General features: G+C 71.8%; 23 protein-coding genes. 8 read left to right on the top strand and 15 right to left on the bottom strand.

Annotated features, from left to right (window positions below; genetic code table 11):
* Entirely contained in the window at positions 1-714 is a 714-nt protein-coding gene (locus tag ACILSK_RS13705) for a GNAT family N-acetyltransferase (RefSeq protein ID WP_395727717.1), read from the bottom strand.
* Positions 715-804: 90 nt separating this feature from the next.
* Here ACILSK_RS13705 and ACILSK_RS13700 point away from each other — a divergent pair, with 90 nt between their 5' ends.
* The 4 genes from ACILSK_RS13700 to ACILSK_RS13685 all read left to right on the top strand — a co-directional run bounded on the left by ACILSK_RS13700 (position 805) and on the right by ACILSK_RS13685 (position 4,599).
* A complete protein-coding gene (locus ACILSK_RS13700; protein ID WP_395727716.1) occupies positions 805-1,821 on the top strand; it encodes an NAD(P)H-quinone oxidoreductase in 1,017 nt (338 codons plus the stop codon).
* Between the two features lie 30 nt (positions 1,822-1,851).
* Entirely contained in the window at positions 1,852-2,409 is a 558-nt protein-coding gene (locus ACILSK_RS13695) for a bacterial proteasome activator family protein (protein WP_395727715.1), read from the top strand.
* 104 nt (positions 2,410-2,513) lie between these two features.
* The gene (locus tag ACILSK_RS13690; protein ID WP_395727714.1) at positions 2,514-3,170 is read left to right on the top strand and encodes a DUF1345 domain-containing protein; all 657 of its coding nucleotides are present in this window, start codon (positions 2,514-2,516) and stop codon (positions 3,168-3,170) included.
* A gap of 73 nt (positions 3,171-3,243) precedes the next feature.
* A complete protein-coding gene (locus ACILSK_RS13685) occupies positions 3,244-4,599 on the top strand; it encodes a cytochrome P450 (protein WP_395727713.1) in 1,356 nt (451 codons plus the stop codon).
* 21 nt (positions 4,600-4,620) lie between these two features.
* Here the strand turns inward: ACILSK_RS13685 and speB are convergent, their stop codons facing one another.
* On the bottom strand, positions 4,621-5,703 hold the full coding sequence (gene speB / locus ACILSK_RS13680) for an agmatinase (protein WP_395727712.1): 1,083 nt from the start codon (positions 5,701-5,703) through the stop codon (positions 4,621-4,623).
* Between the two features lie 382 nt (positions 5,704-6,085).
* Between speB and ACILSK_RS13675 the strand changes: the two genes are divergently transcribed.
* Both ACILSK_RS13675 and ACILSK_RS13670 read left to right on the top strand, forming a co-directional pair.
* The gene (locus tag ACILSK_RS13675; RefSeq protein ID WP_395727744.1) at positions 6,086-7,606 is read left to right on the top strand and encodes an MFS transporter; all 1,521 of its coding nucleotides are present in this window, start codon (positions 6,086-6,088) and stop codon (positions 7,604-7,606) included.
* 109 nt (positions 7,607-7,715) lie between these two features.
* Positions 7,716-8,105 carry a DUF2237 family protein gene (locus tag ACILSK_RS13670; protein ID WP_395727711.1) on the top strand — a complete coding sequence of 130 codons (390 nt, stop codon included), beginning with the start codon at positions 7,716-7,718 and terminating at the stop codon, positions 8,103-8,105.
* Positions 8,106-8,211: 106 nt separating this feature from the next.
* Here ACILSK_RS13670 and ACILSK_RS13665 read toward each other — a convergent pair whose 3' ends face one another.
* Positions 8,212-9,048, bottom strand: coding sequence for an HAD family hydrolase (locus ACILSK_RS13665; RefSeq protein WP_395727710.1), 837 nt, complete (start codon positions 9,046-9,048; stop codon positions 8,212-8,214).
* Between the two features lie 125 nt (positions 9,049-9,173).
* On the opposite strand from ACILSK_RS13665, the gene ACILSK_RS13660 reads away from it, so the two are divergent.
* A complete protein-coding gene (locus ACILSK_RS13660; RefSeq protein WP_395727709.1) occupies positions 9,174-9,563 on the top strand; it encodes an HNH endonuclease in 390 nt (129 codons plus the stop codon).
* Between the two features lie 42 nt (positions 9,564-9,605).
* Here the strand turns inward: ACILSK_RS13660 and ACILSK_RS13655 are convergent, their stop codons facing one another.
* From ACILSK_RS13655 to ACILSK_RS13600, 12 genes are all read right to left on the bottom strand, one after another.
* Positions 9,606-10,319 carry an urease accessory protein UreD gene (locus tag ACILSK_RS13655; protein ID WP_395727708.1) on the bottom strand — a complete coding sequence of 238 codons (714 nt, stop codon included), beginning with the start codon at positions 10,317-10,319 and terminating at the stop codon, positions 9,606-9,608.
* Entirely contained in the window at positions 10,316-11,041 is a 726-nt protein-coding gene (gene ureG, locus ACILSK_RS13650) for an urease accessory protein UreG (RefSeq protein WP_395727707.1), read from the bottom strand. The genes ACILSK_RS13655 and ureG overlap by 4 nt, the downstream gene beginning before the upstream one ends.
* Positions 11,042-11,130: 89 nt before the next feature.
* Positions 11,131-12,063 carry an urease accessory protein UreF gene (locus ACILSK_RS13645; protein WP_395727706.1) on the bottom strand — a complete coding sequence of 311 codons (933 nt, stop codon included), beginning with the start codon at positions 12,061-12,063 and terminating at the stop codon, positions 11,131-11,133.
* Positions 12,053-12,790, bottom strand: a complete 738-nt coding sequence (locus ACILSK_RS13640; RefSeq protein WP_395727705.1) for a hotdog fold domain-containing protein — start codon at positions 12,788-12,790, stop codon at positions 12,053-12,055. The genes ACILSK_RS13645 and ACILSK_RS13640 overlap by 11 nt, the downstream gene beginning before the upstream one ends.
* Positions 12,787-13,260, bottom strand: a complete 474-nt coding sequence (gene rraA, locus ACILSK_RS13635; RefSeq protein ID WP_395727704.1) for a ribonuclease E activity regulator RraA — start codon at positions 13,258-13,260, stop codon at positions 12,787-12,789. Before rraA ends, ACILSK_RS13640 begins: the two co-directional genes overlap by 4 nt.
* 126 nt (positions 13,261-13,386) lie before the next feature.
* Entirely contained in the window at positions 13,387-15,009 is a 1,623-nt protein-coding gene (locus tag ACILSK_RS13630; protein ID WP_395727703.1) for an urease subunit alpha, read from the bottom strand.
* Positions 15,010-15,022: 13 nt separating this feature from the next.
* Entirely contained in the window at positions 15,023-15,358 is a 336-nt protein-coding gene (gene ureB, locus ACILSK_RS13625) for an urease subunit beta (protein ID WP_395727702.1), read from the bottom strand.
* A 53-nt stretch (positions 15,359-15,411) separates the two neighbouring features.
* Positions 15,412-15,714, bottom strand: a complete 303-nt coding sequence (locus ACILSK_RS13620) for an urease subunit gamma (RefSeq protein WP_395727701.1) — start codon at positions 15,712-15,714, stop codon at positions 15,412-15,414.
* Between the two features lie 45 nt (positions 15,715-15,759).
* Positions 15,760-17,004 (bottom strand): hypothetical protein, encoded by a 1,245-nt coding sequence (locus ACILSK_RS13615; RefSeq protein WP_395727700.1) that lies wholly within the window; start codon positions 17,002-17,004, stop codon positions 15,760-15,762.
* 38 nt (positions 17,005-17,042) lie between these two features.
* Positions 17,043-18,521 (bottom strand): nucleobase:cation symporter-2 family protein, encoded by a 1,479-nt coding sequence (locus ACILSK_RS13610; RefSeq protein ID WP_395727699.1) that lies wholly within the window; start codon positions 18,519-18,521, stop codon positions 17,043-17,045.
* A 106-nt stretch (positions 18,522-18,627) separates the two neighbouring features.
* Positions 18,628-19,926 carry a ClC family H(+)/Cl(-) exchange transporter gene (locus tag ACILSK_RS13605; RefSeq protein ID WP_395727698.1) on the bottom strand — a complete coding sequence of 433 codons (1,299 nt, stop codon included), beginning with the start codon at positions 19,924-19,926 and terminating at the stop codon, positions 18,628-18,630.
* 121 nt (positions 19,927-20,047) lie between these two features.
* Entirely contained in the window at positions 20,048-20,851 is an 804-nt protein-coding gene (locus tag ACILSK_RS13600) for an IclR family transcriptional regulator (RefSeq protein ID WP_395727697.1), read from the bottom strand.
* A 156-nt stretch (positions 20,852-21,007) separates the two neighbouring features.
* Between ACILSK_RS13600 and ACILSK_RS13595 the strand changes: the two genes are divergently transcribed.
* Positions 21,008-22,393, top strand: coding sequence for an NAD-dependent malic enzyme (locus tag ACILSK_RS13595; protein ID WP_395727696.1), 1,386 nt, complete (start codon positions 21,008-21,010; stop codon positions 22,391-22,393).
* The last annotated feature ends 66 nt before the right edge of the window (positions 22,394-22,459 follow it).

The raw sequence follows: 22,459 nt of genomic DNA, 5'->3' as shown, positions 1-22,459 counted from the left end.
TCAGAGGCCGAAGTAGGGCAGGCAGGCCGGCAGGCCGCGGAACTGCACCATCCAGTCCGGCCGGACGAAGGTGCTGCGGTCCACCGTCAGCCGCTGCTCGACGGCCCGCTCACCCGGTCGGCGCCGGAGCACCGCAGTGCCGTCCGGTCGGTAGCCCAGCTTGCGGGAGACCGCCAAGGACTGCGGATTATCGGTGAACGCCGCACTGTCCGCCCGCTCGGCTCTGAGGTGATCGAAGGCAAACTGCAGGACCGCGGAGCGCATCTCCGTGCCGATGCCCTGGCCCTGGTGCGACCGGCCGAGCCAGGACCCGGTGCCGACCGTGCGGGTGAGCGCGAAGTCCGTGCCGCGCAGGTCCTGCAGGCCGACCAGCACGCCCTGGCGGCGAACCGTGAACTGCACCGACCAGTTGTCCGGGGTGCTCGACGCCCGCGAGGTCCAGTAGAACGTCAGCGCGTTGGCGACGACGTCCGCCGGCGCCCCGTCGGTCCACGGCCGGGCGAACGGCATCACGGCCGGGTCATGAATTCCGGCCAGGATCAGCTCGCACGTCTCCGGCAGGTCGACGTCCTGCAGTGGCGTCAGCACCAGGCGAGGCGTGGCCAGTCGCAGCCCGAAGATCGGCCAGGAGGCGGCCAACGGGCGCGGCGCGGGACTCACGTCACGCAGCGTGCCGGGTTGCCGCTCCGGCCACAACTCGAGGGTGCGCGTCAACGGAGATCCGCGGGTGCCGTCGCCCCCGCCGGGACCGACCGGGGCCGGGCCACCGGGGGGCCGTCGCACCGGGTCGCTACCCTCGGGCCCATGAAGGCGATCGTCGTCGAGCGACCGGGCTCCCCGGCCGAGTTCACCTGGACCGAGGTGCCCGATCCGGAGCCGGCGGCCGACGAAGTACTGATCGATGTCGCGGCCACCGCGGTCAACCGGGCCGATCTGCTGCAGGCCGCCGGCCACTACCCGCCGCCGCCCGGTGCGTCACCGATCCTGGGCCTGGAGTGCGCCGGCACCATCGCCCAGGTCGGTGCCGATGTCACCGGCTGGGCGGTGGGCGATCAGGTGTGTGCCCTGCTGGCCGGCGGCGGCTACGCCGAGCGGGTCGCGGTGCCTGCGGGGCAGGTCTTGCCGGTGCCCGCCGGCGTCGATCTCGTCCATGCCGGCGGATTGCCCGAGGTCGCCTGCACCGTGTGGTCGAACCTGGTGCTGACGGCCGGCCTGCGGGCCGGCCAAACGGTGCTGATCCACGGGGGTGGATCCGGCATCGGGACCATGGCCATCCAGGTGGCCAAGGCGCGCGGGGCCACCGTGGCGGTCACCGCGTCCCGAGCGGAGACGCTGGACCGGTGCCGGGAACTCGGCGCCGACATCGTCATCGACTACCGGGCCGATGACTTCGTGACGGCATTGCCGGCGGCCAACGGCGGCCGGGGCGCCGACGTCATCCTCGACGTCATCGGCGCGAAGTACCTGACCCGCAACATCGCCACCCTGGCCGACGGTGGCCGGCTGGTGATCATCGGCATGCAGGGGGGCACCACGGCCGAGCTGGACATCAACGCGTTGATGCGGCGCCGGGCCGGCGTCATCGGCACCACCCTGCGCTCCCGGCCAGGTACCGGCCCCGGGTCCAAGGCGGAGATCGTGGCGCACGTCCGGGCCGAGTTGTGGCCGCTGGTGAGCGCCGGTGCGGTCCGCCCGGTGATCGACTCGGTGGTCGACCTGCCGGACGCGGCGCGGGCGCACCGGCGGGTCGCCGACGGCGGCCACTTCGGCAAGGTCGTGCTGCGGGTCCCTGACGCGGGTGCGCCCGCGGCGGGCAACTGACTGACGGAACAGCAATTGAGGGGAATGACGATGAGCGAAGCGCAGGGTCAGCGGGTCGTGGTGATCGGGCCCGACGGTCAGCCGGTCGGCTATGCCGACGTGCCGGGCGCCGGTGGCCAGCCGGGCGGCGACGACGGCCGGGCGGACGGCGACGGTCCCGTGGACCCGGCCGACGCGATCGGCGAGCCGGCGAAGGTGATGCGGATCGGCACCATGATCAAGCAGCTGCTGGAGGAGGTGCGGGCCGCGCCGCTGGACGAGGCGAGCCGGGCCCGGCTGATGCAGGTGCACCAGCGGTCGATCAAGGAGCTGGAGACCGGCCTCACCCCGGATCTGCGGGACGAGCTGGAGCGGCTGTCGCTGCCGTTCACCGAGGACACCGTGCCGTCCGAGGGTGAGCTGCGGATCGCGCAGGCCCAGCTGGTCGGCTGGTTGGAGGGCGTCTTCCACGGTCTGCAGGCGGCCCTCGTCGCCCAGCAGATGGCCGCCCGCTCCCAGCTGGAGCAGATGCGGCGCGGCCTGCCGCCGGGGCATTCCGGCGCCGAGGTGCCCGGCGGCGCGGGCCCGGGGTCCGGCCAGTACCTGTAGGAACGGCGCGGGCGATCCGGCCGGGGCCGCGATCGGCGGTGCCGGCCGGCGCGCGATCGGCGTGCCGCCGGGCTCCGTCGGCAAGTGTGCGGCACCGTGATCGGGTGTCGACACCGAGCCGGGACGGCCGGCCCCGGCGGCTGTCCCGCATCGTGAGTTCCGGCCTGATCCGGCTGCATGAATTGGCGCTGATTCTCGTCGGTCTGGGCTTCGTCTTCGTCGCGGACGACGATGAGCTGGCGTACCTGGCGGTCTGGGATCTGCTCGCCGTTCTGTATGTCGGGATCGGCGCAGTGGTGCTGCGCCGATCCCGGCGGAACCCGATTCCGATCGTTGCCGCCGGCGCCACGACGGACCGGCTCCGTTTCAACTTCCTGTTCGCGATCGTGGCCAGTCTGATCGGATTGACCGTGGCGGTGGACATCGCGGTCTCGGACAACCCGGACGACTACGCAGTGCTGCTGAACATCCTCGGCGTCGTCGCGATGATCATGTCCTGGATGCTGCTACAGGCCGGCTACGCCCGCCGGTACGTCGGGATGTTCCGGCGCGGGGGCGGGCTGGTCTTCCCCGAGACACCGGAGCCGTCGGCGGTGGACTTCGTCTATTTCGCCGTCACCATCGGCACCGCGTTCTCGGTGTCGGACGTGCTGGTCACCACCGCCCGGATGCGCTGGCACGTGCTGGTCCACTCGACGATCAGCTTCTTCTACAACGCGGCCGTCGTCGCCTTCGCACTGAGTATGTTCGCCGGCCGTTGACCCACCGGGCCGAACCTGGTCGGGCCGGAAATTCGCTTTGTCCGGTTGCCCGGCCGGTGCCACGATCAATCGGATGAGCACCGCCGAGCGACCGATCACCGCCCCGCCGGCTCCCGAGGCCCCGCTCGGTGTGCGGCGCAAGCTCGCCGCCCTGACCGTGTTCCACACCGGTCCCGGTGACGTCGCGAGGGCAGCCGGGCCGGTGGCGCTCCTGACCTTCCGGCCCCGCTGGCTGATCCCGCCGTACGCCATGGTGACATCGCCGCAGGGTGCCCGCGACGTGCTCGGCCGCGCCGACGGCGCATTCGACAAGCAGCACATCATGCACCGGCAGAGTCAGGCGTTCGGGCGAAACGTCTTCAACCTGCCGCACGATCCGTGGGTGGGGCGGCGTCGCCTGCTGCAACCGCTCTTCACCCGCCGGCACGTGGCGACCTTCGCCGGCCACATGGCGGAGTCGGCCGACACCCTCACCGCGGAGTGGATCGACCGCGGCGTCGTGGACCTGGATGAGCAGACCCGGCGGCTGACACTGCGCGTGATCGGTCGCTCGGTGTTCGGCCTGGATCTCGGCGAGCGGGCCGAGCAGCTGGGCCCGCACGTTCACGTCCTGCTGGGCTGGCTCACCGCCCGGGCGCAGCGCCCGGTGCGGGCGCCGGGCCGGTTGCCGACGCCCGCCCGGCATCGGATGCGCCGGGCGCTGGCCGCCGTCCGGTCCGTCATCGACGAGGCGATCACCGCGGCGCGGGCCGACCCGGACGGTGACGCGGAGCTGATCCAGCTGCTGCTGCAGTCGGCCGACCCGGACACCGGTCGGCCGCTGACCGATGAGCAGATCCGGGACGAGCTGCTGGTCTTCCTCATCGCCGGTCACGACACGACGTCCACCACCCTGGCCTACAGCCTGTGGGCGCTCGGCCGCGACCCGGGCCTGCAGGATCGACTGGCCGGTGAAGTGGCCGCACTGGGGGGCCGGCGACCGTCCGTCGACGACCTGCCCGCCCTCGCGCTCACCACCCGGGTCATCCACGAGTCCCTGCGCATCTGCCCACCGGCACCGGTGATCGTGCGTTCGGCCGTGCAGGACGCAGTGGTGGGCGGTTACCTGATTCCGGCCGGCACCCAGGTGATGGTCGGGGTGTACGCGATGCACCATGATCCCGCGCTGTGGGCCGATCCGGATCGGTTCGACCCGGATCGGTTCGCCACCCTTCGGTTGGCCGGCGACGACCGCTGGCGGTACCTGCCATTCGGCGGCGGCCCGCGATCCTGCATCGGCGACCACTTCGCCATGCTGGAGGCCGCCCTCGGGCTCGCCACCATCATCGGCACCGCCCGGATCGATGCGCTCGACGACGAGTTCCCGATCGCCCTGCCGTTCACGTTGACCGCCGGTGGCCCGGTGCGGGCCCGGATCAGCCGCCGCTGACCCCGCCGGCGCGGCATCGTCTCACAGCGACCGTTCGAGATCCGCCGGTTCGTCGGCGGTCTCGCCGCCGGCATCGCGATCGGGCCCACCGTCGGACATCCGGCCGGCCAGCATCGGCGTGCTGTCGTCCCAGAGCGTGCCGGACTCCGCGTCGAGCCGGCGCCGGGCCATCCCCGACAGGGTCTCCAGCACCACCCGGTTGCCGAGCATCGCGGTGATGTCGGCGTGGTCGTACGGCGGGGCGACCTCGACGATCTCCAGGCCGACGAGCGGCATCTCGCGACCGATCCGCCGCACCGTGTCCAGCAGCTCCCGCGCGGTCAGCCCGCCCGGCTCGGGGGTTCCGGTGCCCGGCGCCGCGGCCGGGTCGCACACGTCGATGTCCACCGACAGGTACACCCCGTCGGTGTCGTCGACCGCGATCGCCATCGCCTCGGTCAGCACATCGGGCAGCCCTCGCCGGCCGATCTCGGCCATCTCGTAGCAGTGCATCCCCTGTTCGGCCATCCACTGCAGCTCGGGGGGCTCGGGCCAGTAGCCACGCAGCCCGATCTGTAGGAACCGATCGCCCCGCACCGCCCCCGATTCGATCACCCGGCGCATCGGCAGCCCGTGCCCGTACAGCGAGCCGAACTGGATGTTGCCGGTGTCGGCGTGCGCGTCGAAGTGGATCACCGAGATTCGTCCGTAGCCGAAATGTTCGGCCATCGCTGTGATGTCGGGCTGCGCGATGGTGTGATCGCCACCCAGCACGACCGGGACCTTCCCCGCCCGGACGACGGCCAGAACCGCGTCCTGCAGGTTCGCCAACGATCGCTCGGTCTCGGTCGGGGCCATCTCGACGTCGCCGGCGTCCACGACGCCGGCCAGCGGATCGACGCGAAGCGATAGGTGCGGACGGGAGCCGGTGTGCTCGGAGTAGTCGCAACTGCGCAGGGCCATCGGGCCCATCCGGGCGCCGGCCCGGTAGGAGGTGCCCGCGTCGTAGGGGGCTCCCACGATGACGGCAACAGCGTCGGCGTAGCTCTCCGGGTCCGACAGGTCACATCGCGGCACCCCGGTGAAGGTGACATCGGGTCCGTACATCGAGCCGTACCTGGCCATGACCTCGATTCTCCCCCTGGTCGGCAGCGATGCCCGCGCACCGACCCGGCCCCGAACGAGGGCCGTCCTGGGCAGGTGCGTCACCGAACGGCATACCGGCGGCATGGGCTCGGCGGCCAGGTGGCTCCGTCCCCACGGCGCATAGAACTTGGTGCTGACGGTGCCCGCCGTCATGATCTGGGTGGGGTTGGTGACGTCCGGGTGGAAGGTACCCCCAGCATCCGCGTTCGACTGTCATGATCATGATCGTGATCGTCGAGAAGGACCGCCGGCGGCGGTGCGCCCGGGCCGGCGGGACATACAGGCAGGAGCACCGTTGACGACCTCCGCATCCGGCACCCCGGGGACCATCGCCAAGTCCAAGTGGCTCGCCCTGACCGCGATGATGTTCGCGGTCGCCATGACGTTCATCGATCAGACGATCGTCGCGATCGCCGCGCCCGAGGTGCAGAGCGAACTGTCGCTGACGGCCGGCGGCGTCACCTGGATGATCAACGCCTATATCCTCGCGCTGGCCGCCGGTTTCGCGCTCGGCGGCCGGATCGCCGACGTGTTCGGATCCCGCCTGGTGGTGCTGGTCGGGATCGTCGGATTCGCCGTCTCGTCGGGCCTGTGCGGCGCGACCCCGGCAAACTCGTTCGCCGAGACATGGATGATCGTCTTCCGGGTCACCCAGGGTCTGTCGGCAGCCCTGATGATTCCCGCCGCGCTGGCCGTGGTGGTGGCGGCCTTTCCGGTCGGCGAACGGGGCAAGGCGCTGGCCATCTTCTTCGGGGTCAGCGGCGGACTGACCGCGGTCGGACCGATCGCCGGCGGGTATCTGACCCTGTGGACCTGGCGGTCGATCTTCTGGATCAACCTGCCGATCGCAGTGATCGCGTTGGTGCTCACCGTTGCCGCCGGCATTCATTCGACGGCCCGGCGCGAACCCATCGACTGGCGCGGCGCCGCCCTGGTGGCGGCCGGCATGGCGTTGTCGGTGCTGGGTTTCGAGCAGGCGCGAAGCTGGGGCTGGGGCAGCCCCTGGACCTGGGCCTGCATCGTCGGCGGCCTGCTGGTGCTGGTGGTCTTCGTGCTGGTGGAACGGAAGATGGAGCACCCGTTGATCAAGGTGCGGATCTTCCGGGGCCGGGCCTTCGCCGTCGACAACGGGGTGCTGTTCTTTTCCATGGTCGCGTTCATCCCGATCTTCTTCTTCGCCTCCGTCTACGCCCAGGTCGCGCTCGGCTACGACGCGAACACCGCTGGTCTGTACCTACTGATGATCTTCGCCGGGTTCGCGCCCGCTGCCCAGTTCGGCGGGCGGATCCTGGACACCCGCGGTGCCCGGCCCGCGCTGATCCTCGGCAGCGCGATGTCCGCGGTTGGCTTCGTCCTCTGGGGCATGCGGGCCACCGAGCTGAGCCTCGGTGACCAGTGGTGGTGCATCGTGCTGGCCGGCGCGGGCCTGGGCCTGCTCGTCGGACCGGCCAGCACCGACGCGACCAACCGCGCCATCGACGCCTCGTACGGCGAGGTGACCGGCATTACCCAGACCGTGCGGAACTACGGCTCGGCATTGGGCCTGGCCGTTCTCGGCACGCTGCTCGGCAACGTCTTCACCAACCGGTTCACCGATTCCCTGATCGCCGCCGGGGTGCCGTCCGACCAGGCGGCCGCCATCGCGGCGAACGCGGCGAACAGCACCGGCGGCAGCGGCGGGGGGTCCGACGCGGCCGCCGGCGCACCACCGTCGATGGTCGCCCAGATCACCGAGTCGGTGCAGCATGACTTCGCCCTCGCCGTCCAGGCCGTGCTCTACGGCATGGCCGTCGCCCTGGCCATCTCGTTCGTCATCGCGCTGCTGCACCCCGGCGACCGCGTCGTCGACACCTCCGGCGCCACCGTCAAGGCCGGTCAGTGAGCATGGTCGGCAGCAGGGCACGAGACTGCCCAGCACGTCGTCATGTGCACTCATCGGCGACCGATTCCCGGCGACCGAGCCGGCGCGATCGTCACCAGGGAGAAGCGCGATGACCGAACGGAATGTGCTGGGCGGCGACCTGGAGCCGTGCGGGATCGACCCCGTCACCGGGTTCTACCGGGACGGCCGGTGCGCCACCGGTCCGGAGGACATCGGGCGACATGTCGTCTGCGCGGTGGTGACGGCGGAGTTCCTGGACCATCAGCAGGCGGTGGGCAACGACCTACGCACCCCCCGGCCGGAGTACCGGTTCCCCGGACTTCATCCGGGTGACCGGTGGTGCGTGGTCGCCGTCCGCTGGCATCAAGCCCTCGAGGACGGCGTCGCCGCGCCCGTCGTCCTGGCCGCGACCCATGAGCGGGCGCTGGACATCGTGGCCCTGGCGGACCTGCGGCGGCACGCGGTCGATGTCCCGCCGGACCTGAGTTCCCTGCTTTGACAGTGCCGGGCGTGCCCTGAGCCCGCACCGAATCAGTGGCGCGCGGCCGGCTCACTGACGCCGGTCGTGCGCCGGTCGCGCCGGGCGGTGTCGACCCGTCGACGGGTCAGAACCAGCGCTCGAGGATCTGCGCGACGGCGTCCTCGTGGTGCTGGGCGCCGACCTCGCTGACGATGGCGTGCACGTCCGGGTGCCCGTTGCCCATGCCGACGCTGAACCCGGCCCAGTGCAGCATCTCCAGGTCGTTGGGCATATCACCGAACGCGATGACGTCCTGACGGTTGATGTCCCAGCGGGCGGCGAGCTCGGCCAGCGCGGTGCCCTTGTTGACGCCGGCGGCGGCGACCTCGATGAGGCCGTCGTCCGTGGAGTAGGTGATCGACACCTCCTCGGCGCCGACGGCGCGGGCGGCCAGCGCCAGCGACCGGGAGTCCTCGCGTCCACGGACCAGCAGCTTGGCCGCCGGCTGGGCCAGCAGCTCGGCCCGGTCGGCCCGCTGGAAGTAGCCGAAGGCCCACGGGTGGTCGTAGTCGTGCTCGGCGATGCACGCCTGCAGGGTGATGCCCAGGCGTTCCACGGCCAGGGAGAACGTGTCGGTCTCCCTCTCGAGGCCGGTCACGAAGGTCTGCATGGTGTCCGGGGTCAACGGCGAGGCGGCGATGATTTCGTCAGCGGCGACGTCGTAGACCACCGCGCCGTTCATGCAGACGGCGATCCCGGTGAAGCCGGCCTCGATCACCGGCCCCAACCACCAGATCGGCCGCCCGGTGGCGATGACGACGTGCGCACCGGCCGCGGCGGCCCGGTTGAGCGCGTCCATGTTGCGTTCGCTGATCTTCATCCCGGACTCGTCCAGCAGCGTGCCGTCCAGGTCGGTGACCACCATCGCGGGCGCGTCCGGGCGCTTCGGGGCCGGCCTGGTCGGATCGGTGGAAGTGGTCACCCGGCCATTCTCCCCCGCGTTGCGGCCGCGGCCGACCGCTGCCCGGCGCCGGGACCGGCACCCCGCACCCGGCACCCGGCACCCGGCACCCGGCACCCGGCACCCGGCACCCGGCACCCGGCACCATGGTGGGCGTGGACGATCCGCCCCGCCGACCCCAACTGCGGCGGGCCGACCGGCTGGACCTGATCCTGGACCGGGACGGCCCACGGTGCGTCTGGTGCGGTCGGTCGTTCGCCGCGCTCGTTAGGCCGACCACGGATCACCTGGTGCCGCGGGTCAAGGGCGGCCCGTCCTGGCTGGAGAACGAGATCGCCGCCTGCGCCCGCTGCAACAACGAGCGGGGCCACCTGACCCCGGTGGATTGGCTCGCCGAATGTGAACGGCGGGGCTGGCAGCCCGACCGGACCGCCGTCGGCGCCGCGCTGACCCGCCTGCAGGACGCGATCGCCGAGCGGGGCGGGGCCCGCCGCGCGGCGCGGTACCTGGACGGTCAGTTGCGCCGCTGGTCGTGAGCGCGTGTGGTCTCGCCGGAAGCAGGGCCAACCCGGCCGTCGTCATTGTCCGAAGGGCGACCGGCGCCAGGCCTGCCATACCGCGTCCAGCCCGGACCGGCCGGTGTCGCCGGCGAGCACCCGGGCGATCGTCCCCGGCCCGGCCAGGTCGTAGCGGACGCCGGCCGGCAGGGCCGGCTCGGGCGGGGCGGCAGCGCCGAGCAGCAGCACCGAGTCGATGATCCGGCCGGGTCCGAGCATCCCGGGCCCGGACCGGACGCCCGGATCGGGCAGATCGAGTTCCTCGACGAGCAGGTCGGTCTCGCCCAGGCGGACTCGGGTGCTCGAGCGCAGGGCGCCGCCGGATTCGCCGGCCCGGCCGAACACCAGGGTTTCGCGCAGGCACGCGGTGGCGCCGGGCGCCAGGTCCAGCTCGGTGACCCGGTGCACGTCGGCCCCATCGGCGATGACGAATGGCTCCCCGTTCCAGGTGAGCCGGGCGCCCGGGCCGAGCCGGGCCCGCACCGTCCAGCCGGATCGGACACCCTGCGCGTCGTAGGCGACGGTGCCCGCGGTCTCCACGACGTCGAGCCAGCCGCCGGGGCCGACCCGCACGTCGAACTCGACGTGGTCGCCGCCCAGCAGCAGCGCGGTGGTGGCGACCAGCGCCACCCGGGCCCCGTCGGCGGCGACCCGCTGCACCCGCGCGGCCACCGGCCCCGGGGTATGCGTGACCCGGGCCCGGCCGGGGGCCGGGTCGACGGCGATCAGCGTCACGAGCGCGGCTGGGCCTCGTCGTGGGCGTGCCAGCGGTTCTCGTCGGCGTGGAAGTGCGGGGCCATCGGGCCGGGGTCGACCGGGACGTGGTTCCCGGAGCGGAACGAGTCCAGGGTGAAGCGGACCCAGGCGGTCAGCGCGTCGATCGACGTCCGGTCGGCTCGGGACAAACCGATCACCGGCCGTCCCTCCCGGGCAGCCTGCCCGTCGGCCACCATCTGCGGCACGTCGACGCCGACGTAGGGGCCTAGGTCGGTCTTGTTGACCACCAGCAGATCGGCCCGGCCGATGCCCGGGCCGCCCTTGCGGGCGACGTCGCCGCCGCCGGCCACGTCCAGCACGAACAGCTGCGCATCGACCAGCGCCGGGGAGAACGTGGCGGTCAGGTTGTCGCCGCCGGATTCGACGAGGACGACGTCCAGCGGCGCGAAGTCGGCTTCGAGGTCCTCGACGGCCAGCAGGTTGGCGGTGACGTCGTCGCGGATCGCGGTGTGCGGGCACGCCCCGGTCTCGACCGCCCGGATGCGTTCGGGATCGAGCACGCCGGCCGATCGCAGGAAGCGGGCGTCCTCGTCGGTGTAGATGTCATTGGTGATGACGCCGAGCTGCAGCTCGGCGGCCATCTCCCGGCAGATCAGCGCGATGATCGACGACTTGCCGGTGCCGACCGGGCCGGCAACGCCGAGCCGGAGGGTGCTGCGCGAGGTGGTGGCGTGGGGCACGGGTCAGCCTAACCCGGACCGGCTCATCCGCCGGACCCCCTTTGTGTACGGCAGGTTTCGGCTGCACCGGGGGCTGCCGGACGGGGTCGTCAGGCCCGGAACAGCCGTTGGGTGGTGATCGCGTGCACCTGCGCCCACTGCTCGATCAGCGGCGCGGCGGCGGCCGGGATGTCGGCGGCGACGGTCAGCGCGCCGACCGCCGCAGCCATCCGGTCGATGTCGCCGGCGACGCCGGCCACCCAGCCCGTGGCGACGACCGGGTCGAGCGGGTCCAGCTTGAGGGCGGCCGCGGCGACGGTCTGCGCGTCGTCGTAGCCGATCAGCCGGGCGACCTGCCCGCCGTCCAGACCGGCCAGCGCCCCGGCCACCCCGATCGCGACGGCGCGGGTGGGCCGGCGGACGGCCCGCAGCGCCTCGCTCGCGAGGGCGTCGGGCCACAGGCCGGTGACCAGCCGGGCGTATCCGCGGCCGAGCACCTCGGCGTTCTCCCGCAGCGCCGGGCTGACGGTGCGGGCCCGCCAGGCGTCGTCGACGGCGCGCAGCCCAGACGCGAGGGCTCCGACCGGATCGGCTGACACGTCCCCCGCCGCCTCGTCCCCCGCTGAACCGGCCTCCGCCGCCTCGTCCTCCCCCGCTTCGTCCTCCCCCGCTTCGTCCTCCCCCGACTCATCCCCGGCTGCCTCATCCCCCGCCGGCCCGGCCTCGGCACCGCCGACCAACCCGGCCGCCAGGTGCCGGGCCACCGCCGCCGCGCCGGCCTCGACGGCCACCACCGTGCGCAGCCGGGTCCGGATGTAGGCCGGCACGTCGGCGAGCGAGACACCGTTGCGCATCGCCGGTTCCAGCCCGGCCGACTGGGTGTGCGCACCGGTCGGCAGCCGCGCGTCGGCCAGCAGCATGAGCAGCACCTCGGACCCCCCGGTGCCGCCGCCCCCGCCACCCCCGCCGAGTGTGCGGAAGGTGCCCCTTCCCGCCCCGTTTGAGGGCACCTTCTGCACACTCGGCTCGGGATCAGACGGCATCGGGCTTGGCCTCCACCCAGACGGCCCGGCCCGATGCGACGATCTCGTCGCCGGCCAGCAGGGCGCTCGCGGTGCGCATGGACCGGTTGCCGATCGACTCCGTCCAGCCGACGGCGATGAGCCGCTCCCCCGCGACGACCGGCCGCCGCCGGTGCACGGCGAGCCGGCCGAGCAGCGCGAACCGTCCCCGCCGCACGGCCTCGGCCGGGTAGCTCGGGCAGTCCAGGGCGCCCCACACCGCGGGGGTCCGCAGTTCCCCGCGGTCGTCGCAGAATGCCTCGGGCACGACGAAAGGGCTGGCCATCATCTCGGGATGGTCGGGGATCGGACCGAAGCAGATCCGCAACCCGTCCAGCCGCTCCGCGCCGCACACGACGCAGTCGGACAGCGGCAGGTCCAGCCCGCGGAACGGGTGCGCGTCCCAGGCGGCCTGCGCCTCGCCGGGCGTGGGCCGGTAGGGCGGTTCGGCGACGAACGGCTCGGCGGGAGCCGCCTCGGCCACCACCTCGTTTCCCCGCACCTGCCGCAGCAGGAGCTCGGCGCCGCCGCCGAGGCGGGACTTCACCCCCAGCGGCACCCCGACCGGCACCGGCGAGCGCAACGTGACCTCGGCCGGGCCGTGGGGAACGAACCCGGCCAGCGCGCCGCAGGCGAAACCGCCGTTGGCGTAGCCGCGGGGCCCGTTCTCCCGCGGGTCCAGGACCAGGGTGCCGCGGCCCCAGCTCACTCCGGGCCCGCCGGCAGGACGACCACCCCGTCGTCGTCCGACCAGACGTGGTCGCCCGGGGTGAACACCGCGCCGCCGAACTCGAGCACCACGTCGCGCTCGCCGGCGCCGGTCTTGCCGCTCTTGCGCGGGTTGGTGCCGAGCGCCTTGATGCCGATCGGCAGGGTCCGCAGGGCGGCGCTGTCCCGCACCGCACCGTGCAGGATGAGCCCGGCCCAACCGTGGTCGAGCGCCAGTTGCGCGATCAGGTCACCGGTCAGCGCGGTGTGCAGCGAACCCTCGCCGTCGACGACCAGCACCCGACCCTCGCCGGGGGTGCCGAGAATGGCCTTGACGAGCGCGTTGTCCTGGAAACAGCGCACCGTGACGGCGATCCCGTCGAACTCGGACCGGCCGCCGAACTGCCGGAACTGGGTGTCGCAGGACTGCAACCGGTCGCCGTACTCGTCATACAGATCAGCCGTGCTCATGGCCGGGCATCCTCTCACGCGCCCGCCTCCCCTGAATTGATCATGAGAAACACGCCCTCAATTCGGCGGGACGGTGAGGGCGCGTTCTTCATGATCAATAGCAGGCCGGGGGGTCCGCCGGCCCGGTCAGAACAGCGAATACAGCTGGGCCAGCGGCAGGGTCTGCGCCGGGGCCGGCACGACGACCTCGCCGTCGATGGAGATCTCGAACGTGTCCGGCTTGATGACGATGTCCGGCAGGGTGTCGTTGTTGATCATCTGCGCCTTGCCGACGTCCCGGGTCGGCTTGACCGCCGACAGCGACCGCTTCAGACCCAGCCGGCCGGCCAATCCGTCCTCGATCGCGAGGGGCGAGACGAACGACAGCGACAGCTGCGCGCCGATCGCGTCGGTCAGCGCGGGCCGCATCAGCACCGGCTGCGGCGTCGGGATCGAGGCGTTCGGGTCGCCCAGCGCCCCCCACACCAGGCCGCCGCCCTTCAGCACCACGCTCGGCCGGATGCCGAAGAACTTCGGCTCCCACAGCACCAGGTCGGCCAGCTTGCCCGGCTCCACCGACCCCACCTCGTGGTCGATGCCGTGGGTGATGGCCGGGTTGATCGTGTACTTCGCGATGTACCGGCGGGCCCGGAAGTTGTCTGCGGGCAGCCCGCCCCCGATATCGCCCCGGCGGGCCTTCATCACGTGGGCGACCTGCCAGGTCCGGCAGATCACCTCGCCGATCCGGCCCATCGCCTGGGCGTCGGACGAGGTCAGGGACACCGCGCCCATGTCGTGCAGGATGTCCTCGGCCGCGATGGTGGTCGCCCGGATCCGGGACTCGGCGAAGGCCAGGTCCTCCGGCACTGCCGGGTTGAGGTGATGGCACACCATCAACATGTCCAGGTGCTCGGCGACGGTGTTGACCGTGTGCGGCAGCGTCGGGTTGGTCGACCCGGGGATGACGTTCGGCAGGCCGGCCAACGTCAGGATGTCCGGCGCGTGCCCGCCGCCGGCGCCCTCCACGTGGAACGCGCTGATCGACCGGCCGCCGATCGCCGCGATCGTGGAGGCGACATAACCGGCCTCGTTCAGCGAGTCCGAGTGCAACGCGACCTGCAGCCCCCACTCGTCGGCGCCGCGCAGCGCTGCATCGACCGCGGCCGGGGTTGAGCCCCAGTCCTCGTGCACCTTGAACCCACCGGCCCCGGCCAGGGCCTGCTCCCGCAGGCCTTCCATGGACACCGTGTTGCCCTTGCCGAGCAGCAGCAGGTTGATCGGGTACGGGTCGATCGCGCCGAGGGTGGTCAGCCCGGTCGCCAAAGCCTCGACGATCTGCGACGGCGAGATCAGGTGCACGTGGGTGTCGATGCCGCCCGCGGTGAGAATCTTGCCCTCGCCGGAGATGACGTCGGTCGATGGCCCGATCTGCAGGCCGGGGTGCACGCCGTCGGCGATGTCGGGGTTGCCGGCCCGACCGAGCGCGACGATCCGGCCGTTCCGGATGCCGACGTCGGCCCGGACGATGCCCCAGTGGTCGAGCACGATCGCGTTGGTGATGACGGTGTCCGGAGCGCCCTGCGCCCGGGTGGTCGAGCCCTGGGCCATCGACTCGCGAATCGACTTGCCGCCGCCGAACACCGCCTCCTCACCGCCGGCGGTGTAGTCCTGCTCGATCTCGATCCACAGGTCGGTGTCGCCCAACCGCACCTGATCGCCGACCGTCGGACCGTAGAGGGCGGCGTAGTCCGCGCGGGAAATCTGCACCATTGAGGGGCTCCTGTCAGTCCTCTTGCGCGGCGGGCTTGATCTGGATCCCCGGCACCCGGCGGGCACCCCGGAACGCCACCGCCGAGACCGACCGGGACGCACCGGGTTCGAACCGGCGCGAGGTACCCGACGGGATGTCCAGCCGGAATCCATGCGCCGCGGCGCGGTCGAATTCCAGCGCCGTGTTCACGTCCGCCAGGTGGATGTGCGAGCCGATCTGCACCGGGCGGTCGCCGGTGTTCAGGATCACCAGCTCGATGCGTTCGGCGTCGGTGCGGTCGGCGTTGAGCTCGATGACGCCCTCCGCGGTCCGGATCGCACCGGGACCGCTCGACGGCCCTCCGGCCATGATGTGCTCCTTCGTCAGTCGGACTCAGACGGACACTGCCGGGATCGGACCGGTCAGGCGATCGGATGGTGGATGGTGACCAGCTTGCGGCCGTCCGGGAAGGTGGCCTCGACCTGCACGTCGGGCAGCATCTCGGCGACGCCGTCCATCACCTGCTCGCGGGTCAGCACCTCGCGTCCGGTGACCATCAGCTCCTCGACCGGCTTGCCGTCGCGGGCCCGCTCGATCACCCAGGTGGTCAGCAGGGCAACGGTTTCCGGGTAGTTGAGCTTGACGCCGCGCGCCAGCCGGTCCCGAGCGACCATGCCGGCGACGGCCAGCAGCAGCTTCTCGGTGTCGGACGGGGTCAGGTGCACCACTGCCTCCTGGAAGGGTGGGTCGGGCCGGCGAGCCGCATCATGTCACGGCATCAATTCGTACGCGGGCACGGCGATGAAGTCGGTGAACCGCAGCGCGGTGGAGGCGTCGTAGAGCAGGTTCCGCGCGCCGGCCAGCAGCTCCCGGCCGCCGGGTCGCTCGGCCCACCGATCCGCCAGCCGCTCGGTCGCCTCGTCGAGTTCGGCGACCACCAGGTACCCGGTGATCCGCCGGCCGCCCTCCAACGACGCCCGGTTGCGCCGCCACTGCCAGAGCTGGCTGCGGCACAGTTCCGCGGTGGCCAGGTCCACCGGCCGGCCGTCGATCGTCACGGCGGCGCTCCCGGCCAGCCAGTTGACCAGAAATTCGAGGGCGACCTCGACGGTCGAGCGCAACCCGTCGAGAGTCACGGTCAGCGGGACCGAGCGGATGTCGAGCAGGTCCTTGCCGGTGACCGGCACGCCGCTGCCCGGCCCGCCGAGCCCGCGCCGTTCCGCGGTCGCCGCCACCAGCGCCGCGTAGGCATGCAGGAACGGGGCGCTGTCGTCCAGCGCATCCCACTGCGGCAGGACGTAGTCGGTGCCGGCCCCGCGGAACGTCTTGACCAGCGAGAAGAGATAGGCACACCGAGCGATCGGCAGGCCGACCGCCCGGTCCCTGAGCTCGTAGAGCACCTCGTCCATCTCGAAGGCGACCCAGATCGTCTCGACCGGCACCGTCACCGTCACCCAGCCGGCGGGCCGGCCCAGGGCACCCTCGACCCAGGTGAGCAGGTCGGCCCAGAGCCGGGCCTCCAGGTGCGATTCGAGCATCGGCAGCGACAGCCGGGGGTGCGGCGCGTCCGGGCCGAGCCGGGCCAGGAGCAGACCGACATCCACGAAGGTGGCCACCGCCGGGACGCCGTCGATCGTCAGGTGCTTCTCGGACAGGTGCAGGCCGCGCGGTCGCAGCAGGACAGGCTGGTCAACGGCCGACCGTTGCGCGGCCAGCAGGTTGGGCCAGGTCGGTGACGTGCCGTCGGCCAGGTCGAGCACGGGGCGGTCGGGCGGGTCCGGGGCAGGGGCGGTGACCCGCCAGCCGCCGGCCCGGATCGCCGCGGTCTCCGGCAGGAAGTCCAGCGGCTCGCCCACCGCCACCATGTCCTGCCGCCGCTGCCGCTCGGCCAGCAGATGCTCGCGACGGATGGCGAAGCGGTCGTGCAGGTCGACGACCAGGGCGAGCGCGGCCGGGGTCAGGATCTCGGCGGCGCCGTCGACCGGCGCCGCGAGCACCTTCGCCCTCCTGCCCACGCCCGAACTCCCCTCCTCGACCGACCGTCCGGTGACCGCTATTGTTTCGCCTTCCACTTCTGTGCCTCCGCGTCGGCCTCGGCGAGTTCGGCGGTCACCTCGGCCGGGTCGACGGCGGTCACCTCCCGGTTCGCGTCGTAGCCGGCGCCGCCGTGCGGGTCGGCCACGGCCTGCGCCTCCGCCTTGGCCCGCACCGAGTCGGAGTTGAGCAGCAGGTTCAGCAGGATCGCCACGATCGCCCCGGCCGAGATGCCCGAGTGGAAGATCGTCTTGAACCAGTTCGGGAAGTCGTTGTAGAAGGAGTCCCGCACGATCGGGATCATGGCCACGCCGATCGAGATGGCGACGACCAGGATGTTCTTGTTGTTGAACCTGACGGTCGACAGGGTCCGCACACCGCTGGCCGCGACCATGCCGAACAGGGCGATGCCGGCGCCGCCGAGCACCGGCAGCGGGATGCCCTCGACGATCGCGCCCATCTTCGGGGTCAGTCCGAGCAGGATCAGCACCCCACCGGCGAAGGTCGCCACGTACCGGCTGCGCACGCCGGTGATCGACACCAGGCCGACGTTCTGCGCGAACGCGGTGTACGGGAAGGTGTTGAACACGCCGCCGAGCACGGTGGAGAAGCCGTCCGCGCGCAGCCCGTCGGCCAGCCGGCGGCTGTCGATCTTGACGTCGACGATCTCACCGATGGCCAGGATGTCGCCGGTGGTCTCGGTCATGATCACCAGGGCCACGATGCACATCGAGACGACGGCGGCGACCTCGAAGGTCGGGAAGCCGAAGTGGAACGGCGTGGTCACCCCCGCCCAGGGCGCGGACCCGACCTTGTCCCAGTGCACCAGGCCCATCGGGAGCGCGACGAGCGTGCCGATGACGATGCCGAGCAGGATCGAGATACGGGCGAGCACCGGCGGGGCGAACCGCTCGATCAGCACGATCAGCCCGAGCGTGCCGGCGGCGAGGGCGACGTTCTGCATCGGCGCCCCGTCGTTGGTGATCGTGCCGCTGCCGACCCAGTTCGCGGCGACGCCCATCAGCGACAGGCCGATGATCAGAATGACGGTGCCGGTGACCAGCGGTGGAAAGAACCGGACGAGTTTGGCGAAGACGGGCGCGAGCAGCATCATGAAAATGCCCGAGGCAATGACCGAGCCGTAGATGGCCGTCACCCCGTACTGCGAACCGATGACGATCATCGGCGAGACGGCCGCAAACGTGCAGCCCTGCATGAGGGGCAATCGCACGCCGAACCACTTGAAGCCGATCGACTGGATCAACGTGGCGATGCCGGCGACGAAAAGGTCAGCCGTGACGAGGTATCCGAGATCGTCCGGGTTCAGCGTGCCGGCCGCGATCAGCGCTCCACCGACGACCAGCGGGACCGCGACCGCACCCGCGTACATCGCCAGCACGTGCTGCAGGCCGAGCGGGATCAAATGCTTCCACGGCGGCAGTTCGTCGACCGATTCCAGCAGCTTCCCGTCGGCACCCACTCTCGGACGAATGCCCATCTGAGTCCTCCCCTTGGTGGCGACCGGCACTGGTCGAGCGAACGCGATCGTGGGGGACGATCCTGCGGCGACGTTTCCGGCGCGAACGAGGGCGGTAAACGCGCGGTTAATCCCGGTGGCCGAGCATGCGCCGGCGCAAGGAGTCGTAGACGGGCGGGTTGCGCAGCAGGGTGGCGGTCAGCGTGGCGGCGAAGCAGGCGGCGAGCATCGGCACCGTCACGGTGGCGATCGTGGTCATCTCGACGATCAGCACGATGCCGGTGAAGGGGGCCCGCACCGTCGCGGCGAAGAACGCGGCCATGCCGACGAGCGCGAAGGGGATCGGTGAGGGGCCGACCCCCGGCAGCAGCGCCGCGCCGGCGTGGAACAGCACCCCCCACAGCGCGCCGAGGGCCAGCAGGGGTGCGAACAGGCCGCCCGGGGTGCCGGCGGCATAGGACAGCGGGCCGGTCACGAAGCGGACGAGGAAGTACCCGAGGACGGCCGGCAGGAGCACCACCGAGCCGTCGGTCAGCAATTGCTGGGTCAGCACGTCGCCACCACCGACGGCGAAGGGGCTGACGTACAGCGCGAGGCCGACGAGCGCGCCGAGGACCGCGGCGCGGGCGGTCGGTGGCACCCGGTGCAGCCGGTCCGCCGCCGCCAGTGCCCCGGTGACCAGCTTGTTGTAGACGACCCCGACGGCTCCGGTGAGCAGTCCGAAGACCGCGAACAGCACGATCATCGGCAGCCCGGCGGGCTCTTGAGGGGCCACCAGGAAGTCGGGATGATCGCCGACGAGCAACCGCGAGCAGCTGACCGCCACCGCGCAGGCGATCGCGGTGGTCAGCACCAGCCGCAGGCGAGCGGTCCGCGCGACCTCTTCCAGGACGAACAGCGCACCACCGACCGGCGCGTTGAACGCCACCGCCAGCCCGGCGCCGGCCAGCGCGGCCTGCAGGACCCGCACGTCGTCATCGGGCACCCGTGCCCGGACCCCGGCCGCCGCGCCGAGCGCCGCGCCCATGTGCACCGTCGGACCCTCCCGGCCGAGCACCAACCCCGATCCGATGGCGATCAGCCCGCCGAAGAACCGGGCCGGCAGCACCCGCAGCGGCGGCGGGTCAGCTTCCTTGCGCCAGACCGCTTCGACGTGCTGGATGCCGCTGCCGCCGGCCAGCGGGACGAGCGTGACCAGGGCCCGGGCGATGCCGGCCCCGGCCGCCACGATCAGGATCGGCACCAGCCAACTGGGGCCACCGGCCGCGTTGGCCCAGTCGACGACGCCGATGCGCACCCGTTCGGCCCGCTCCAGCACCCACCGGAACGCACCGCCGACGAACCCGATCGCAACACCGGCGATGGCGGCCAGCGCGGACAGCCGGACCAGACCCGAGCGGTCCGATTCGGCGATCACACGTGCCACTTCATCAGGTGCCCGGCCGCGCGGCCGGGCCGGGGTCACGCGCGGTCCTGCCGGGTGATGGGGTACCCGTCGAGATGGGCCGGCGCGCAGGTGCGACCGAACGGCCGCCGGCGGGTGGCCGTTAGCCGAGCTCGGCGGCCAGCGCCTGCCCGGCGGCGGTCAGTAGCGGCACCGCCCGCTGCACGGTCTCCGGCGTCATCCGGCCGGCCGGACCGGACACCGAGACGGCGAGGTGCGAGCGGGTACCCGGCACCGCGACGGCCACACACCGCACGCCCAGTTCCTGCTCCCCGTCGTCCATGGCGTAGCCCTGAGCGGCCGCCTCCCGCAGCTGCTGGGCGAACACGTCGGGATCGGTGATGGTGTGTTCGGTATGTCGCGGCATCCCCGTGCGGTGCAACAGATCCCGCACCTGGCCCGGCGGCATGTGGGCCATGATCGCCTTGCCGACGGCGGTGCAGTGCGGCAGCACGTGCCGGCCGACCTCGGTGAACATCCGCATGCTGTGCCGGCTGGGCACCTGGGCGATGTAGACGATCTCGTCCCCGTCGAGGGAGGCCAGATTGGCGGTCTCGCCCAGGTCGTCGACGAGCTGGGCCAGGTGCGGCCGGGCCACGCTGGAGAGCATGCTGGACGCGCTCTCGGCCAGCAGCAGGATCCGTGGACCCAGGGCGTACTGGCGCGAGGGCTCCTGCCGCATGTACCCCAGGTCGACCAGGGTGCGCACGAGCCGGTGGATCGTCGGCAGCGGCAGGCCGGACTCGGCCGCGAGCGCCGACAGGCCCATCACCCCGCCGCCGGTGGCCAGCGTCTCCAGGATGGTGAACGCGCGCTCGATCGACTGCACGCCACCGGAGCTCCGCTGCTTGCCCTTGGCCGGGGCGGCCTCGTTGTCCGGTCGAGCGTCGTCGGCCAGGGCTGTCATCGCTGCTCCTCCACCACCGGGACACTTCCGATATACGGAATTCTAAGGTCACTATGCGGGCAATCGTGACCCGGCCTACGTTGACTTGGGCGGATCACCTACTAATATCCACCATACAGAAAGTCAGTTCCGTAAGACAGAAGATGGAGGCCAACGATGGCCAGCGTGAGTCCGGGCTACTCGATCACCGTTCGTGTGCAGGCGCCGCCGACGGTCGGCGCGACCGCCGACCTCGCGGCCGCGGTGCTGTCCGCCGGTGGCGCCCTTACCGCGCTGGATGTGGTGGAGTCCAAGCCGGACGGCATCGTCGTCGACGTCACCTGCAACGCCTCCGATGCCGACCACGCCGACCAGATCAGCGATGCGATCGCCCAGCTGGCCGGCGTGACGGTGCGCAAGGTCAGCGACCGGACCTTCCTGCTGCACCTGGGCGGCAAGATCGAGATCCAGCCCAAGGTGCCGCTCAAGCACCGCGACGACCTCTCGCGGGCCTACACCCCGGGTGTCGCCCGGGTCTGCCTGGCCATCGCGAAGAACCCGGCCGACGCCCGCCGGCTGACGATCAAGCGGAACACCGTCGCCGTCGTGACGGACGGGACCGCGGTGCTCGGCCTCGGCGACATCGGTCCGGCCGCCGCGATGCCGGTGATGGAGGGAAAGGCAGCGCTGTTCAAGCACTTCGGCGGCGTGGACGCGTGGCCCGTGGTGCTGGACACCAAGGACGTCGACCAGATCGTGGAGATCGTCCGGTGCATCGCGCCCGGGTACGGCGGCATCAACCTGGAGGACATCTCGGCGCCGCGCTGCTTCGAGATCGAGCGGCGCCTCAAGGAGTTGCTCGACATCCCGGTGTTCCACGACGACCAGCACGGCACCGCCATCGTGGTGCTCGCCGCCCTGACCAACGCGTTGCGGGTGGTCGGGCGCAAGCCCGAGGACCTGCGGGTGGTGGTCAGCGGTGTGGGCGCGGCCGGGCACGCGATCATCCGGCTGCTCGCCGCCCAGGGCTTCACCGACATCATCGGCTGCGACCGGCACGGCGCGGTCGACCCGGGCAAACAGGGCATGGACGAGTTCCGCCGGTGGATCGCCGACAACACCAACCCGCGCGGCCTGCGCGGCCCGCTGGCCGAGATGATCGCCGGTGCCGACGTGTTCATCGGGGTGTCCGCGCCGAACCTGCTGACCGGCGACGACATCGCCCGGATGAACGACGGCGCCATCGTGTTCGCGCTGGCCAACCCCGATCCCGAGGTCGACCCGTTCGCCGCCGCGCAGCACGCGGCCATCGTCGCCACCGGACGGTCGGACTACCCGAATCAGATCAACAACGTGCTCGCCTTCCCCGGCTTCTTCCGCGGCATGCTCGACGCCGGCACCCATGAGATCACCGAGGCGACCATGCTCGCCGCGGCCACCGCGATCGCCAACTGCGTCTCTGCCGACGAGCTCAACCCCAGCTACATCGTGCCCTCGGTCTTCGACCCGGACGTCGCACCGGCCGTCGCCGACGCGGTGCGTAAGGCGGCCCTAGGCGGCTGACGGGAATCGAAGTTGATCATGGCGATCTCTGCCCGACACACCGACGACACGCCGGTGTACTGACAG

It is taken from the genome of Nakamurella sp. (assembly GCF_044224575.1).
GTDB lineage: Bacteria > Actinomycetota > Actinomycetes > Mycobacteriales > Nakamurellaceae > Nakamurella.
This window is presented reverse-complemented; position numbering and strand designations above follow the sequence as displayed.

Coding starts and splice junctions, on each gene's coding strand:
- ACILSK_RS13700 (WP_395727716.1), top strand. CDS start 805: ATGAAGGCGATCGTCGTCGAGCGACCGGGCTCCCCGGCCGAGTTCACC.
- ACILSK_RS13695 (WP_395727715.1), top strand. CDS start 1,852: ATGAGCGAAGCGCAGGGTCAGCGGGTCGTGGTGATCGGGCCCGACGGT.
- ACILSK_RS13685 (WP_395727713.1), top strand. CDS start 3,244: ATGAGCACCGCCGAGCGACCGATCACCGCCCCGCCGGCTCCCGAGGCC.
- speB (WP_395727712.1), bottom strand. CDS start 5,703: ATGGCCAGGTACGGCTCGATGTACGGACCCGATGTCACCTTCACCGGG.
- ACILSK_RS13675 (WP_395727744.1), top strand. CDS start 6,086: ATGATGTTCGCGGTCGCCATGACGTTCATCGATCAGACGATCGTCGCG.
- ACILSK_RS13670 (WP_395727711.1), top strand. CDS start 7,716: ATGACCGAACGGAATGTGCTGGGCGGCGACCTGGAGCCGTGCGGGATC.
- ACILSK_RS13660 (WP_395727709.1), top strand. CDS start 9,174: ATGGTGGGCGTGGACGATCCGCCCCGCCGACCCCAACTGCGGCGGGCC.
- ACILSK_RS13645 (WP_395727706.1), bottom strand. CDS start 12,063: ATGCCGTCTGATCCCGAGCCGAGTGTGCAGAAGGTGCCCTCAAACGGG.
- rraA (WP_395727704.1), bottom strand. CDS start 13,260: ATGAGCACGGCTGATCTGTATGACGAGTACGGCGACCGGTTGCAGTCC.
- ACILSK_RS13630 (WP_395727703.1), bottom strand. CDS start 15,009: ATGGTGCAGATTTCCCGCGCGGACTACGCCGCCCTCTACGGTCCGACG.
- ureB (WP_395727702.1), bottom strand. CDS start 15,358: ATGGCCGGAGGGCCGTCGAGCGGTCCCGGTGCGATCCGGACCGCGGAG.
- ACILSK_RS13610 (WP_395727699.1), bottom strand. CDS start 18,521: ATGGGCATTCGTCCGAGAGTGGGTGCCGACGGGAAGCTGCTGGAATCG.
- ACILSK_RS13600 (WP_395727697.1), bottom strand. CDS start 20,851: ATGACAGCCCTGGCCGACGACGCTCGACCGGACAACGAGGCCGCCCCG.
- ACILSK_RS13595 (WP_395727696.1), top strand. CDS start 21,008: ATGGCCAGCGTGAGTCCGGGCTACTCGATCACCGTTCGTGTGCAGGCG.